At 35.4% G+C, this 13,396-nt stretch carries 17 protein-coding genes; all 17 read right to left on the bottom strand.

All coding sequences use genetic code 11. The features are described 5' to 3' along the window. Nucleotides 1-321: 321 nt before the first annotated feature. Nucleotides 322-939 (bottom strand): hypothetical protein, encoded by a 618-nt coding sequence (locus tag B5D16_RS11905; RefSeq protein ID WP_159444384.1) that lies wholly within the window; start codon nucleotides 937-939, stop codon nucleotides 322-324. 434 nt (nucleotides 940-1,373) lie between these two features. Next, complete coding sequence (locus B5D16_RS11900) at nucleotides 1,374-3,440, bottom strand: hypothetical protein (protein ID WP_078767200.1); 2,067 nt, start codon at nucleotides 3,438-3,440, stop codon at nucleotides 1,374-1,376. Between the two features lie 41 nt (nucleotides 3,441-3,481). Next, nucleotides 3,482-4,114 carry a hypothetical protein gene (locus B5D16_RS11895; RefSeq protein ID WP_078767199.1) on the bottom strand — a complete coding sequence of 211 codons (633 nt, stop codon included), beginning with the start codon at nucleotides 4,112-4,114 and terminating at the stop codon, nucleotides 3,482-3,484. Further along, nucleotides 4,104-5,381, bottom strand: a complete 1,278-nt coding sequence (locus B5D16_RS11890; RefSeq protein ID WP_078767198.1) for an AAA family ATPase — start codon at nucleotides 5,379-5,381, stop codon at nucleotides 4,104-4,106. The genes B5D16_RS11895 and B5D16_RS11890 overlap by 11 nt, the downstream gene beginning before the upstream one ends. A 583-nt stretch (nucleotides 5,382-5,964) precedes the next feature. Continuing rightward, nucleotides 5,965-6,855, bottom strand: coding sequence for a DUF4238 domain-containing protein (locus B5D16_RS11880; RefSeq protein WP_078767196.1), 891 nt, complete (start codon nucleotides 6,853-6,855; stop codon nucleotides 5,965-5,967). A gap of 153 nt (nucleotides 6,856-7,008) precedes the next feature. Beyond that, on the bottom strand, nucleotides 7,009-7,389 hold the full coding sequence (locus B5D16_RS11875) for a hypothetical protein (RefSeq protein WP_078767195.1): 381 nt from the start codon (nucleotides 7,387-7,389) through the stop codon (nucleotides 7,009-7,011). After that, complete coding sequence (locus B5D16_RS11870) at nucleotides 7,386-7,802, bottom strand: hypothetical protein (protein ID WP_078767194.1); 417 nt, start codon at nucleotides 7,800-7,802, stop codon at nucleotides 7,386-7,388. Before B5D16_RS11870 ends, B5D16_RS11875 begins: the two co-directional genes overlap by 4 nt. Nucleotides 7,803-8,297: 495 nt before the next feature. After that, complete coding sequence (locus tag B5D16_RS11860) at nucleotides 8,298-8,528, bottom strand: helix-turn-helix domain-containing protein (protein WP_242943044.1); 231 nt, start codon at nucleotides 8,526-8,528, stop codon at nucleotides 8,298-8,300. 230 nt (nucleotides 8,529-8,758) lie between these two features. Continuing rightward, nucleotides 8,759-8,989: a hypothetical protein gene (locus B5D16_RS12500; protein WP_159444383.1), complete on the bottom strand. Its 231-nt coding sequence runs from the start codon at nucleotides 8,987-8,989 to the stop codon at nucleotides 8,759-8,761. A gap of 58 nt (nucleotides 8,990-9,047) precedes the next feature. Continuing rightward, on the bottom strand, nucleotides 9,048-9,728 hold the full coding sequence (locus B5D16_RS11850) for a hypothetical protein (protein ID WP_078767192.1): 681 nt from the start codon (nucleotides 9,726-9,728) through the stop codon (nucleotides 9,048-9,050). 1 nt (nucleotide 9,729) lies between these two features. Further along, a complete protein-coding gene (locus B5D16_RS11845) occupies nucleotides 9,730-10,149 on the bottom strand; it encodes an ATPase (protein ID WP_242943043.1) in 420 nt (139 codons plus the stop codon). Continuing rightward, nucleotides 10,121-10,573, bottom strand: a complete 453-nt coding sequence (locus B5D16_RS11840; protein ID WP_078767190.1) for a DUF4869 domain-containing protein — start codon at nucleotides 10,571-10,573, stop codon at nucleotides 10,121-10,123. The genes B5D16_RS11845 and B5D16_RS11840 overlap by 29 nt, the downstream gene beginning before the upstream one ends. A 31-nt stretch (nucleotides 10,574-10,604) precedes the next feature. Further along, nucleotides 10,605-10,922, bottom strand: coding sequence for a hypothetical protein (locus tag B5D16_RS11835; protein WP_078767189.1), 318 nt, complete (start codon nucleotides 10,920-10,922; stop codon nucleotides 10,605-10,607). 408 nt (nucleotides 10,923-11,330) lie between these two features. After that, nucleotides 11,331-11,465, bottom strand: a complete 135-nt coding sequence (locus B5D16_RS12745; protein ID WP_278286388.1) for a hypothetical protein — start codon at nucleotides 11,463-11,465, stop codon at nucleotides 11,331-11,333. 185 nt (nucleotides 11,466-11,650) lie between these two features. Next, complete coding sequence (locus B5D16_RS12740) at nucleotides 11,651-11,773, bottom strand: hypothetical protein (RefSeq protein ID WP_278286387.1); 123 nt, start codon at nucleotides 11,771-11,773, stop codon at nucleotides 11,651-11,653. A gap of 435 nt (nucleotides 11,774-12,208) precedes the next feature. Next, nucleotides 12,209-12,448, bottom strand: coding sequence for a TnpV protein (locus tag B5D16_RS11825; RefSeq protein WP_242943042.1), 240 nt, complete (start codon nucleotides 12,446-12,448; stop codon nucleotides 12,209-12,211). Further along, nucleotides 12,432-12,626: a DNA adenine methylase gene (locus B5D16_RS12425; protein ID WP_143405125.1), complete on the bottom strand. Its 195-nt coding sequence runs from the start codon at nucleotides 12,624-12,626 to the stop codon at nucleotides 12,432-12,434. Before B5D16_RS12425 ends, B5D16_RS11825 begins: the two co-directional genes overlap by 17 nt. Nucleotides 12,627-13,396 lie beyond the last annotated feature (770 nt).

Genomic DNA, 13,396 nt, shown 5'->3' with positions numbered 1-13,396 from the left:
ATAAATTCTCTCCAAAAATACTAGGTAGTAACATAAGTCATTCCTCTTTCTCAATAAAAATATAATTAAATAAGTTTCATGAGCAAGGGAAGGAGCGTTTGGATCCTTACCCGGAATCTTCTCTATTCCTTTGTTCTAACTATGTTATAGCACTAATTGTTAGCACTGTCAAGAGATGAGTGCTAATTCGAGTGCAAAAAGCTGACACATTTTATAATCATATTAGGTTACTCATTTCTTCTATAAATCAGACATATTAACGAACTTAATTTTATTGTATCCTTGTTCCGTTAATGCATATAATGTTCCATAGTTATTCTTTCATTCATCTCCACCCATATAATATAAAGTTCCATTTAACACCTTTTCAAACGGCATATATGATGAACAATATGCAATGCCATCTGGATATCTATTTATAATTTTGTCTCCAATCCAATTTGTATATTCATATAATTTTGTTCCAAATCTTTTTGCTATATCCTTAGGTTCATCAATCAAGGGATCAATTCTATCAAACTTATCATTATCTCCTGCTCTGCATATTTCATGTAATCTATGATAAATAAGCATATATTCCGATCCATATGGTGCTGACAATGTTCCTAAAACTATTTTTTCGTTAACTACAAATTCAAATAAATATTTAGCATCTTTACATTCATCTCTTAAAATATCTATATCTTGACCTGAATAAAAAATAAACTGATTTTTATCAAATCTTCCTCCACCTTGATGCTCTCTTGGTGTTTTATACTCTTCATATTTGCCAACTCTATACATTTTTGTTCCAACAGGTATTTCGAATTTTACCACGGCATCAAATATTAATTCATATACATCTCTTGGCATACCTTTTAATTTTGAAATAAATGTATAATAATCATTTTCTTTAACTAATAATTCAAGATAATATTCATAATCTATTTCTTTATGCATACTCATAATTCTGTATCACATCCTTCCTAAAAAAATCACTATCTACTTAATATAATATCATATTATACACCCTATTTTTTCACATTTATTTGCACTTGTCAGCTCGACTCCGCTTCGCTTTATCTTGCTGTCATCTGACCACCAGAAACCTGTGGAACTAGAATAAAAATATATACCTGACTTCGTCGGTTCCATAAATAAACAGAACAGCCTAATTGAGTGTAAACACTCGTAGGCTATTCTGTTTATTTATTACAGTGCTAAAGCACTGATATATATTTTTATTCAAACTCGATTTTGGCAACTATCTATTGTATCTAGTCGAATTATAGATTGCCATATTTGGTATAATTATTCTTAAAATTCTACATATTCTTTGTCGTTTTGGAGCATTTTGCAAGCATTTTGCAAGCATTTTGCAATCACTCTTTATATTACAGTAGAATATTCTTATTACTATCAAGCATATCTTGTAACCTATCTATTTCCCCCTGTCGCTTACTTAAGTTTTTCTCATATATTTGAGGTTCAATCCAACCAAATATATATTGCTTTATCTTAGAATATGCTTTAAAGGCAGGAATCCATAATGTAATTGTACTTGCTCCAGATATCACCGCTACGGCCAAAGCCACAAATCCTTTAGAATTATTAATCCCATAGTAAACAACTAATGCTGTCGAAATAACCATAAGCAGTACTACTATTCCTCTTATGGTTGATGACAAATATTTAGCGCATTTTCCTGCGGCATTTTCAGCCTTTTGTTTAGCATCCTTTCTCAAATCTGTAATACTATTCATAATACCAGATTCATATGTATCTACCATTTTCAAAGCCTTATCAGTTCGAAGGTTAGCTTCTTCTAGTTGCTGCTCGGCTTTTTTTGCCCTTATGTTTTCCTCTTTCGAATAACTCTCTTTAACTCTATTATGCACACTTAACACAGTAGTATCATCCAGCTTACTCGGATTTCCGCCAGAGATATGCATTATCTCAGCGCGTGCATAAGCGCTATAACGCATGTCTGCCGCTTCATCCTCCGAAATATCTCCTCTATGTACAAGCCTTCCCGTTATTTCAAAAAAAGTTTGCATAACTGCTTTTGATGATGTAACTGCCGCATTAGCAATTGCAACTAACTGGCGCATGGGCAAATCAGGATTAGAAAAACCATACTTTACCCATAACAGTGTAGTTATATCTGTAATTCCCATTGTCGGAGGTATATGTAATTGATATTGATTATACTTTAAAAACTTATTACAACTCTTTGCCAATTTATAGTTTGTGGTTACAAAAATTGCCCTGCATGACTCAATAGTTTCAACCCTCATCCCTTTTCTTTTCAGACATATTGAAGCAATTGCGTCAACATCGTTTGCCAACATTCTCTGTGATCGAGAATAACTAGGAATATCCTTTACAAGACACTCCTGCAATCCCTTGTAATCAATAAACTCATCCTCATTCTCATAATTACTTTTTGATTTGTATTCCTCAGTATCAACAATATCTACTCCTATTTTTTTTAGATTATTGGATAACGCATTGATTTCCATATCAATTTCAACAGAAGAAAGTTTATCTTCCTCTAGTCGTTCTAAGGTCTGCGAACAATTTAAACTATTTGCATCTCGATCACGAAAATTTTTCAAAATATCGGTCATTTCATTATAGTGCTCTCTAAACACATATAACCTAGCTCCGTTAGCTCGTAATAAATCAAGCAATGAATCAGCTACATTCTTTTGTTCACGCGTCTTGTAATTCATAGCATATAACAATAGCGTTGTATCAAGATAAACATCAACTTCCTTCATTCGTCTTTTCTTAATGAACTTAGTAGTCTCATTTGTTCCCAGATATATGATGGAAGCAATCATAATTCCCTTAATAATTTCAGCCATTCTGCCAAATAGAGCAGTATCATTTTCTTTAGTATGTAAAATAAAACATCCTATTTGATAATTTTCTACTCCAACTGTATTGGCCACATCCTCCCGAAGATTGTCCGTTTCAAATAAAATATCAACTCCTCTGGATTTTATAAACTTATTAAAAATCTCAGATACATATTTTTCATCCTTGTTGAATCCAGGCACTTTTTCTTCAAGCCAAATTTTTAATTTTTCAATTATTTGTACTATTTCTTCATGTGTTAAGTTTTCCTGCCTCCGAAACTCTTCCTCGACAGTAGACAAATCTGTTATTAATCGATAATTATTGTACGACAAAGATTCTAAAACCTTATTTTTTCCCTTACTCATTCTACCGCAAATTTTATGGAAGACTGCCAATGGCATATTATGAATTGTAAATCTATTATCTAATTCAGCGATAACATCCCTATCATTTATTACATCACCAAATTTGCTTGTATAAGATATACAAATCTTAATAGGCATTTCAAATATCTTAAGAGTATCTGCTCCATCATGCTCAGCCAAAGCAGCCAGCATTGCACTACTTATTAATCTTTGGTCTATAACTCGACTCATTATGCACCTCTCCTTCTTATGTACATACTTGTTTATATCAGCTATTCTTCAAGTACACTACCAATCTCCTCAATCCAGCCACTGTCATCACTCTCAAATAGCTTAATAAACCTTCCAAAATTACTGCTACCAGTAACAGAATCATCCGACTCTAAATTCCACACTCGCTGGCACATATCCACATAATTCTCCTCAGTAACATGTTCCATAACTTCTCGAATCTGGTCTTCTCTTCCTTTGTAGTTTTCCACCCCAGTATACTTTTTTATTATAGGAGCATTTGTCTTTTTTGCCGGCGATTTCAAATTTTCGTCGGTCCAATGCTTGGATATTATCTGCATCGTACAGGGATTACCAAACATAATCACTTCATCTGCTGCATTATCCACACCATGGAACTCATTAATCTTGCGTTTAATGTCCTCATACTGCTCATGAGGTTTCTTTTCCGTATCACAGAACACAAGCACCAGTTCGTCTGCTCCATTTTGGTACCGGTCCTGATACCTCGCCGGGATATTTCCATTGCCACCGGCATTAACTAACGAAATGGCATATTGCTCGTTCCACACTTTCAAATCTTTCAAGCGCTTAAGATACTCATATTCCTCATTGCCTTCGCAGATAATGCAGATTTTGTGATTATCCAAAAACTTTGGGAGCTTATTTGGCATCGGCATCATCCCCCTTTACATCACCTTTAATACTAAGCAAGGAATTGATTAGTTCTGGATCAGGCAATGCTCCAAGAGCACCTTTCCTATATTTTTCCATAACATCCGTCGTATCTCTCACTCCCTGCTGTGCAGTAAAATCAGCAAGTGAATATACATATACGCCTTCTTCATCTTTGTGAACAAACCAAATCTGCTCCTTCCGGAACATTCTCTTACAGTCCATAAGGTTAATATCATGTACTGTAAATATCATCTGCGCACTTGTATTCAATTCGTTATTAAACATCGCAACAATCGCCCTGGTAAGCTTAAAATGAATACTGCTATCCAACTCATCTACAACTAGAATTCTGCCCTGTTCTAGTGCTTCAATAACATAGCTGGCAATAGCCGCAATCTTCTTTGTTCCTGTAGAATCAAATATCATGCTTGGTACATGGACGCCTTTATATGTGGAAACCAGTCTAATTTGATCCATAATATTTTCTGGAATATCAAGTACCTTCTCGTCCGGCTTTTCATCACCTTCACCAGTTTTCAGTTGTATTTTATCCATGTCCACATATTCAAAGTTATCCATATACAAGTCTGCATTTTTTATGAACTCAACAACCTTTTGCTGTAACTGATTCTTATTCTTCATAAGTTCTATAGTATGCTGCATAGGTATGTTATTCATATTGATGATATCAATTTTCTCAGCAAATCCAACAAGAATCCGCTTCATCTCGTTGATATGTTCAAATTTACTTGTATCTATTACATAACATAGCAAATTATTTTTCGAAACAACCGGAATCATAGTCTGCACTGCTTCGTCAATACAATCATATATTTCATTAATGGTATCCTTTTTCAACCAGCAAACTTCTTTTTCATTGTTATACTGATCTTTGAATATCTCAGAAAATGATTCATATATATATTCTTCTTTTTCTACATCATACTTAAAGTCATAAGAAAACTTTCTTCCTGATGACATAAATGTTACGCCTAACTCACATACATCACTCTCAGTAAATATATTAGGCATTAAACCATTTTTCTTATTTAAAAGCAAATTTTTTATTGCCCTAATGCACTTAATCAAACAGGTTTTTCCTGCATTGTTTGGGCCATATATTCCTACCGTTTTAAGAACATTAAAATTGTTCTCTTTATGAACATTGGCTCCAAATTTCTTATTTCGCATATCTGCTTTCATTGAAAATGTAATGTCATCCTCAAATGCATAACAGTTTTTTGCTCTTACCTCTATAATCATGGCTCATTCCTCCAAGTCACTTTTCTTCTTTCCTTATCAATATTATATCACTAAATATTTTTTATGCAACTTTTTTTCATAAAAAATATTTAATTTCTAAAGATATGTGGCGTATGATTTTCGAAAATCCGAAAATGTTTGTAGATAGTTATATATGTGAAAATTACTCGAATGAGTGATTGATGCCGGTCATAATATCCGGCGTAAGATTCTTAAAAGAGTGAATGCAAAATAATTGCAACCATTTTGCAACTACAAAAAAGGAACCCACTGTTTAAGCGAATTCCCACATTTTATCGTATATTCCAGTTCGCAAAGACCTTCGTAGTCCGATTCTATTTTAAGGTTGTTTCTATACCATTTTGTATAGAATAGTACTATTTTTCCTCTCTGTATCCGGCTTTACGATAAAAAATAGTACCATATTAGTACCGAAAGATTTACCAGTCCATGTGGACATTATGGGGCATGTGGGGTGAAAAATCAAGAGGAAATCATATTCTCCAATACCTTCTTCACCTTTCCCGACTGAATTAGGTGTCTCATCTTCTCTTTTCCTTCTTCCACCTCCGGTGCACCACATCTAAAATGTTTTTGGCCTACTTCTCCCTTCCTTAATCCGTTCCATCTGTTCTTCTGTCAAAGCATTTCTTGAAAAGATCCATTCTCTTGTGCAAACTGCAACATTGGTCTGAATATCCCTGATTTGTTCGTCACTTAGTTCAAAAAAGAAACTTCTTCCAATCTGTTGGTCAGTCTCAATGGGAAACAAATACAAGACAAGTTTGGATGTCAACGGAAAAGCCACTGCCCGAGGGCGATTAAATAATTCTATATCCTTCGGCGACCACTCTATAACCGGTCTATCCGATGTAATGATCACATCATCAGACGCTATTCCAATTTGAACTTCCATTCCAGAATATTTCGTGACCGCCTCTCTGATAACCGTATTCTCATCCCATTCAGGAATAATGCCTAGTGGCAGCAAATTCAAAAGAGTAAAATTTCTTGATGCTCTCTCATCCATGTCCGGATTTTCTTTCTGTAAAAACTTTATTCCAAGATTTATCGTTTCGGGATCTCGAAACAATATCATTGTCATTAGTATAATCAATATACTTTTATCATCTTCAGACAAAATATTCGGGCACACCAAGCACTTCTCATTTTGTGATTTTGTTTTTATTATCTCAATAACTGCTCCGACTCGCGCCTCAATTCTACTAAATGCTTTTTCTATGGCATTTCGTGCAATGAATTCGCCTTCTTCATCTCTTAATTCATAGAGATTATCTTCCAAACAAAAATCTTCAATATCAACCTGGCAATTTATTTGCTGCATTGTCCTTACATTAAATGCCCATGTCAACGATTTTTCTTTGAATTTTTTCTTCTTTATTTCAGAAAAGCCTTTTAAATATATTCTCGGGACAAAATGTTCCCGTTTTGTATACTCTGAATCATTCGACATTCCTTGTCTCCTCTATACTATATGGTCCCTCTGGCTTGATAGCCCAAAACATTTAAATGTAATTATATTAACCTTTCCAACAACGCTCTGACCAACGGGGTTATTAAAAGTACTGATTACTATTTATCCCCCATCTATGTGATCCACACCTCTTTACTTATCAATTTTTTGAAACTTGATTGCATCACGATTCGCCAACTCTATAGTGAATGGCTTAAAATTGAATTTCAAATGTCCAATAATTACTATATTGTAGATGACATCATTTTTGATTTCATCTTTAATACCTCCTCTATAAATATTGGTTCTATATTTCCATTCACCCTGCCTATTTTGTGTGAAAATTTCTAAGAAATAAAATGTGTACGATTCACCGGTCTCCTTATTCATCTTAGTTTTCTCACGAATGCCAAGTTTCACTTTCCCGTAAAACAGTGACAAATCTTCTCCATCCGATTTATCTATCCAAGCATTAATTCTCTTACGCCTCAATGCCCTTAGAACATCCACATTTTCTTTTCTATCAACAATCAACAGCGGATTCTGCTTCTTGTTATTGCTCTCATCACCCCCCCTACATTGTCTGTATTGGGTCTATGCTGCTTACAAAGCATATTAAGTATACTTTTCAACTTATCTTGAATTTCGTTATAAGTCAAAGAATCAACAAACTCCTTCACCCTTTTTGACGAAGCATACTCATAATTATATGAACATTTTTCCCTATGTTTAGACGATGGTATTCTTTTAAGATGTGCTCTTCTTTTAGAAGTTTTTCCACAAAACGTCAAAATTGCTTCCTTGCACTCTGGACAATACATATTTCCTTCATACTTTCCAATATCTCCGTTGTTCTTGGTTGCATATTCCTCAACAACGTCAATATCACATATTTTATCTTCCTTCAAGTAATAAAACTCTTCAAAGCTCTTCGGTCTATCGGCCATAAACTCCTCCTATCTTAAGTCTATTACAAATAATCCATATCTTCATTTTAAATCTACTTCGTAAAAAATAATACTGGTGTTTCATCGTCTATATACTCCCACATTCTTATGCCTCTTCATACATCTCTTTATATGTGCGTATTTCCGACATAATTACTTGCGGATATATATCTATATAACTCCTGCAAACCCGCTTGAACAGTTCAAGTATTCTTTCATTATTACATATTCCCACCATATAATCCAGCAAGTGTTCCACTTCGGATTCAGACGCTTTTCTTACGCATATGTCGTCGACTATGGGCTTGTAAGTATTATATGCTAATTCATTAATGTTCCTAATCTTGTGGGCTATTTCCTTGGTATCTGTCAAAGATTGTTCCATATTATTTCCTCGCCCGGTTCTATGCAGATTTCATCAAACATAATCGTTTCCCATATTCATATAGTCTTCTAGGCCTTGCAATGTAGTCTGTGTGTATTTCTATAAAACTACTATGCACATATTGCGGTACAAGCAAATCTTCCATATGCAACTTCAGCAACGTGCTCAATACATACAAGGTGGTCAACCGATGGTAAAATTCTCCCCTTAATCCACCGATAAATAGGTTGTGGGCAGGACAGGTGCAATATGTTCTGTATATCTTTAACTGTGTAACCGTTTTTTTCTATCGTCTCTTTCAATAAGAATCCGGTTTTCTTCATGTCAATATTTTCATACATAAACAATCAGCTCCTTTAGCAAAAGTCTCCCTCGGTCCAATCAAATGGATAATCCGGATCTTCCCAGTATTTCACCCCAGACCGAGATCTTTCATATACCTTAAAACGCTTACGCGCCTGCTTTTCTTTTTCTTCATATATTCTATGGCAGAACGGCATATGTATCTCATCCTCCTTCTCTGTACAGGGTACAACGTGCAATGTTGGTTAACTATCCTTAAAAAAGAGATCTATTTCATAAATCCACTTAAATACTTCCAGCTGACGCTGACTGTGCCTGTACACTCTGTCAAAATACTGCTGCCAGGAATACTTCCTGCCATATTCATCATAAATTCTTCCAGTTCCTTAAACGTCTTAATTGTTTTATGTTTTTGGAATAACGGACGCCATCCTGCACTCAGCTTATTCAGATGAACCTGATAACCCAGATATGGTTCATCTACAATTTTATCATACACAGCCCCTGTGACCTTTTTGATCTTTGCATAATCTCTGAAAATAGTAGCCCTGGAAATATCAAGAGATACTCAATTTTTCCAATACTTTCTGCACCTTCTCTGACTGAATCAGATGCTTCATCTTTTCATTTCCTGCTTCTACTTCCGGCTCACCACATCTAAGACTCTCTGGATGTTCCGATACACAACAGTCCCTGTACCAGCACTCGCCCATAAGCGAGCCCTTGACAGACCATTTTTCATTCTCTGTCAGTTCACCTACTAATGACTTCATTACTCGCTCTGTGGAGTACCTTTTGAAACCAGCTAAAAATTGTAAAGTTTTCGCATCACCAATCTTGGACAAATTGATTCTATGATCCTCCACTGCCGCCAAAATATCTTCACGAATCTTGATTTTATCCGTCTTGCCAGTTCCGGTCCATGGAACCAGTTTGTCAAAAGCAAGTATAAAGTACTCAAAACAAATCATGTCAAGAATGCTAACCTTACCTTCTGACTTGTCCGCCATTGATTTCAGAAGACGATATTTATTTCGGATATCCTGATTATCAACCACCTGGTCGAACGCGATATAATATGTATCGTCCTCTTGAACTTCCAGATTTGAAAGTGCATTCAGTAACCCCTGATTGCTTCCCTTACTCTCAACTGTAAGTGCACCATCATAGAAAAGCTGATTAACCAATTTCCAAAAGTGAAGCCCTGCGCCTGTATCTTCCGTCCATAAATATTTCATCTCACAGCTCCTCTTCCAGTGTGATTCTGTTTTGTTCAAACTTCAACACTTTAAAACTCTTGTCTGATACATTCAACCCATCGCAATTTCTGAGGAACAGCATATATTGGTTGGAAAACTCAAAATTAATAAATTTCCTGACATCATCATCCACCAAAATATCCGCATTATCCATCACAATAAAATTGCCCTTGCACTGTTTGATTGATTCGAAAAGGTTATCTGATTTGTAATTGAACAGTTTGATTGCCTTGTATTCGTCAGTAAGTCTTAAGTCCTCTAACATTTCGTAAAGAACTGTTTTACCTGTAGCGCTATCTCCGCCGACAAGAGTGATTCTATCATCAAACGTTAAGTCGTATGAAAATGGATCTGCTTTAAACGCAATGTTCTTATAAATCATCTGCTTCTCTCCTTTCATACTCTTTACTCCACCAGGTCTGATACCCTGTGCCTCCGGTCACTATGTCTGCATCATTGAACCGAATTTTCATATTATCCGGAATGTCCGCAAAAGATGGTCTTGACATGTAAATCTTTATATTATCCATTGCAAATATGATTTTCAGGACGTTCGGTCCGCACTCCTCTACACACACCACTTTTTCCGGATGCTTTACAATGTTAAGCAATGTCTTACATCCGGAAGACAAATTTCGAATCGTACCCAGTCCATATTTTGTTTCTATGTGCTTATCCGGTGTAAGTCTGGCCTTATCCACCTGCCTGATAAGATCAATTTCTTTCTCGGACATCTTCTCATTACTTGTATTCAAATTAAAATACAAATCATTTTGAAGAATCCAGTCTTTTGAATCTTTTTTTTCTGTGTATATATCAATCATTCTATGTCACTCCTTCCGAAAATAAGCTCTTTCAATTCACATCAAGTATTCTTTTCACATCCTGCTGCAATTCCTCGCTGAAGTGGGATAGATCATCGACCAATATGACCTTATGACGGATCAGATTGGCAATATCCCATGTTGCTTCTGGTTTATTCAGTTCCATGATGACGCCCGGATTCTTCCTGTCTTTCTTTATTCTTTTTTCCAGCTCCCAGAATTTATCTGATGCAACCTTGTCTTCTTGCCTGAGGAAGATGACATACTCGTTGATTAACTTTTCCATATATTTTTCCTGCCATTCGGGCAGTTTCTCCCTAAATAACTTCCAATCATTTTTTGAAATCATATGTCCTCCAAGAATTTATTCTCAGCTTATTTTTTGGCATTTCCTACTTTTTACTAAGTATTGCAGGGTTTCCTTCAATCATATAATCCATTTTTCTGAAAGCAGGACCAAACTCCGATTAAAACACCGCTTATTTTTATCATAGTATTGATTATATAAACAAATCCCCAAGTTGAGGACCTACACATTGTTTGCCATGTTCGGCTCCTTTATTGGCTCCTTTTCGGCACCATTTTTATTCCCTAGCTAGGATTTTCACCAAATCCCTCACATACCTCTTCTAAGTAGTCCACAAGCCGTAGACTCCAAATCAATTATACCACAATTTGTATCAATTTATTCCTTGCCAACTGTCCCACCGACTACTTATTTCATCATCCTTTTCATCTGCTCGTCTGACGAAGCATATTAATTCTGATATCCATCTTTAGTAGCTTGAAATATTATTTCCTGTAAGCACTCGTTTATTGCAATCTGTTGATAATCAGGTGCTACCTTGCGTGCTGCCTTACAATAATCTGCAATAGCCTTTTTCATGTCCATAATATTCTTCTGTTGCTCTTGATGATGTTGTTGTATCTCATACATCCTCTGTTGCTGGCTTATCTGATTCAATAATGTATTTTGATTAAAAATAATATACGGAAATTGATTATAATTCATTTTTTATTACCTCCTCTGAATAAATACGTTGCATATTGTATATTTTTAGAAAGATATCAATATTATCACCCTATAAAGATCACATCATTATGATATTCTATAAAATCTTTCTCCGGAAGAAAACGATCTGGCAATATTATTTTTTGTCTATCATAATGTTGCAACCATGCCTTTGTTTCACTATCCATATCTGCCTCCTATATAACAGACAATCATACTATGTAAATTATAATTCCTTATCTCGAAACTTTCAACATCTCGAAATATATTACCACCTATCATTTTCCACTGCAATTTTCCTCTGTGCACTGCAAGTTACGCAATCTGGATATCCCCCCGATTGCCGACCTTGTTAGGGGAAAAATCCCCCTAAGACCCTCTTCTAAAAATAATGCAAGCATTTTTTCATTGCATCATTTCACCACACCAACTTACAGCTACAACAATTAATCTTAGTATTATTATTCCACACAAATCTCCCAATTTAAATGCCAGAAACATATCAAAAAAGTGTCACAAAAATGTCAAAAAAGACTGCCTCATATTTTGCCCCACCAGTACAAACATACAAGACAGTCTTTTTACAGATAAGAAGATAATTCACTTTTCAAACCACCGCTCCATCACCTTGAACGGTATACGACATCTCTTAACACCATCTCCTCTCCAATCTGTTTAGCCTCTTCCCTTAACCTCCACATCTTCATTGTGGAAGACGGATCTTCCGGAAGATGTTTCGCCAAACGCTTTTCCATTATCTCATCCAGCATCTCCCAAGCCTCCTCATGAACCTGACACGCCACTTTGTATAATCTTCCAATTCTCCACAAAAGTCGATATCGTTCTTTATGATTCTCTTTCATATAATTCAGCCAAAGCAGACCGTATTTTCCAACCTGTCCCAAGGGCAGACCCTCCGGCAATAAATGGTTCAACATACATAGGACTATTTTTATCAATCATCGGTACTATTTCCGATAATAATTGTCTTTTCCCACCAACCCACTTTAACATTGGGCTTAATAATAAATTCTTCGCCATAATATTCTCCTATCGTCTCCCTTTCTCATTTTAACAATTTTTCTTTTCTTCGTAAACGGAAATCGAACATATTATCAAATTTTTACAATTTCGTATTTCTGTTTCAAAAGCCATTAGAGTGTCCTATGCAAACGATTGCTTAGAACACTCTATATTACCTACTTCTGGCATATCTCTTATCCTGTTCCTCGCCCATCTCAATGACCTTATCATAGTCTTCTTTTCTTAAAAAAGTCTCAAAATACCCTAGTTTCTCTTTTGAATCATACAGCTCATCAATCTCTTTCTCCTGGTCTTCAATACGTTCCCTGAGATTGCTGTTCTGCCCTCTAAGACTTTCATTGATTTCAGAGACTTCATGATACTTTTCTGTAACTTCTTTTAACTGAGCAAAACAACCTTTAGCAAAATCAACTACGTTTCTGAATACACCATACAGCTTATCTATGAATTTAAGGAGAAGAAGTATTCTGACAAAGAAGCACGTAGGGAAATATACTGTATTGCAAATGATAAACTACATGAAGTTGAACTTGTTCTTACTCAGGAATATATCATCCTTCATAAACTTGATATATATTCAACTCTGGAATCCTTCATCCACAGAGACCTATGCGATATATGGGATGAAAGGTTAGAGTATGTCAGTTCTGAAGGAATCCAGATATATGAGACAAACCTTGGAATCAACTCCCACGAAGAATACGAAGTAGCATTTAACAGGCTTAATGAAATAATGAGCGAATACTTTTAAATGCAAAAAGGCGTAC

This window comes from Eubacterium uniforme (assembly GCF_900167115.1).
Lineage (GTDB): Bacteria > Bacillota > Clostridia > Lachnospirales > Lachnospiraceae > Eubacterium_S > Eubacterium_S uniforme.
This window is presented reverse-complemented; position numbering and strand designations above follow the sequence as displayed.

Coding starts and splice junctions, on each gene's coding strand:
- B5D16_RS11835 (WP_078767189.1), bottom strand. CDS start 10,922: ATGATTTCAAAAAATGATTGGAAGTTATTTAGGGAGAAACTGCCCGAA.
- B5D16_RS11860 (WP_242943044.1), bottom strand. CDS start 8,528: ATGTATGAAAATATTGACATGAAGAAAACCGGATTCTTATTGAAAGAG.
- B5D16_RS11905 (WP_159444384.1), bottom strand. CDS start 939: ATGCATAAAGAAATAGATTATGAATATTATCTTGAATTATTAGTTAAA.
- B5D16_RS11850 (WP_078767192.1), bottom strand. CDS start 9,728: ATGAAATATTTATGGACGGAAGATACAGGCGCAGGGCTTCACTTTTGG.
- B5D16_RS11845 (WP_242943043.1), bottom strand. CDS start 10,149: ATGAAAGGAGAGAAGCAGATGATTTATAAGAACATTGCGTTTAAAGCA.
- B5D16_RS12740 (WP_278286387.1), bottom strand. CDS start 11,773: ATGGATAGTGAAACAAAGGCATGGTTGCAACATTATGATAGACAAAAA.
- B5D16_RS12745 (WP_278286388.1), bottom strand. CDS start 11,465: ATGGACATGAAAAAGGCTATTGCAGATTATTGTAAGGCAGCACGCAAG.
- B5D16_RS11900 (WP_078767200.1), bottom strand. CDS start 3,440: ATGAGTCGAGTTATAGACCAAAGATTAATAAGTAGTGCAATGCTGGCT.
- B5D16_RS11890 (WP_078767198.1), bottom strand. CDS start 5,381: ATGATTATAGAGGTAAGAGCAAAAAACTGTTATGCATTTGAGGATGAC.
- B5D16_RS11870 (WP_078767194.1), bottom strand. CDS start 7,802: ATGGCCGATAGACCGAAGAGCTTTGAAGAGTTTTATTACTTGAAGGAA.
- B5D16_RS12425 (WP_143405125.1), bottom strand. CDS start 12,626: ATGGCGAAGAATTTATTATTAAGCCCAATGTTAAAGTGGGTTGGTGGG.
- B5D16_RS11895 (WP_078767199.1), bottom strand. CDS start 4,114: ATGCCAAATAAGCTCCCAAAGTTTTTGGATAATCACAAAATCTGCATT.
- B5D16_RS11825 (WP_242943042.1), bottom strand. CDS start 12,448: ATGAAAGAGAATCATAAAGAACGATATCGACTTTTGTGGAGAATTGGA.
- B5D16_RS11880 (WP_078767196.1), bottom strand. CDS start 6,855: ATGTCGAATGATTCAGAGTATACAAAACGGGAACATTTTGTCCCGAGA.
- B5D16_RS11840 (WP_078767190.1), bottom strand. CDS start 10,573: ATGATTGATATATACACAGAAAAAAAAGATTCAAAAGACTGGATTCTT.